This window comes from Bacillus sp. LR_5 (assembly GCF_042709275.1).
The window spans coordinates 1-1,006 of record NZ_JAVAXX010000630.1; the positions used below are offsets into that span (position 1 = coordinate 1).

Here is a 1,006-nt window from a genome sequence, read left to right on the forward strand (position 1 = left end):
TTTAAGCAACAACCAAGTTCATAGCAAGAGGAGGTGAAAGTATGACCCCAATTATGATGGTTCTCATCTCCATTTTGCTGATTCTACTCGGTTTAGTTGTTGGCTACTTTGTTCGTAAAACCATTGCCGAAGCGAAAATTGCGGGCGCACGCGGTGCAGCCGAGCAAATTCTTGAAGATGCAAAGCGTGATGCTGAAGCACTGAAAAAAGAAGCTCTGCTTGAAGCAAAGGATGAAATCCACAAACTTCGAATAGATGCTGAACAGGAAGTTCGTGAAAGACGAAATGAGCTTCAAAAACAAGAAAACCGTTTACTCCAAAAGGAGGAAAACCTTGATCGCAAACATGAGGGAATTGATAAACGGGAAGCGATGTTGGAGAAGAAAGATCATTCTCTGAATGAACGACAACAACATATTGAAGAGATGGAAAGCAAAGTGGATGAGATGATTCGTATGCAGCAGTCAGAGTTGGAACGAATTTCGAGTCTGACTCGTGATGAAGCAAAACAAATCATTCTTGAGCGGGTTGAAAACGAGCTTTCACATGACATCGCCATCATGACAAAAGAAACTGAAAACCGCGCGAAAGAAGAGGCGGATAAGAAAGCGAAAAACATTCTTTCACTCGCCTTACAGCGCTGCGCAGCGGACCACGTTGCCGAAACAACGGTATCAGTTGTCAATCTTCCAAATGATGAGATGAAAGGACGTATCATCGGACGGGAAGGGCGTAACATTCGTACGCTTGAAACGCTGACAGGTATCGACCTGATTATTGATGATACGCCTGAAGCTGTCATTCTTTCCGGATTTGATCCGATCAGACGTGAGACAGCAAGGATTGCTCTTGATAAACTCGTTCAGGATGGCCGTATTCATCCGGCACGGATTGAAGAAATGGTTGAAAAATCTCGCCGCGAGGTCGATGACTATATTCGTGAGATGGGTGAGCAAACGACATTTGAGGTTGGCGTTCACGGCCTCCACCCAGATCTCATCAAGAT

General features: G+C 44.7%; 1 protein-coding gene. It reads left to right on the forward strand.

Annotated elements, in window-relative coordinates; translation table 11 throughout:
• Positions 1 to 41 precede the first annotated feature (41 nt).
• A partial coding sequence (locus RAC86_RS39100) for an Rnase Y domain-containing protein (protein WP_377886996.1) occupies positions 42 to 1,006 on the forward strand: 965 nt, incomplete at its 3' end.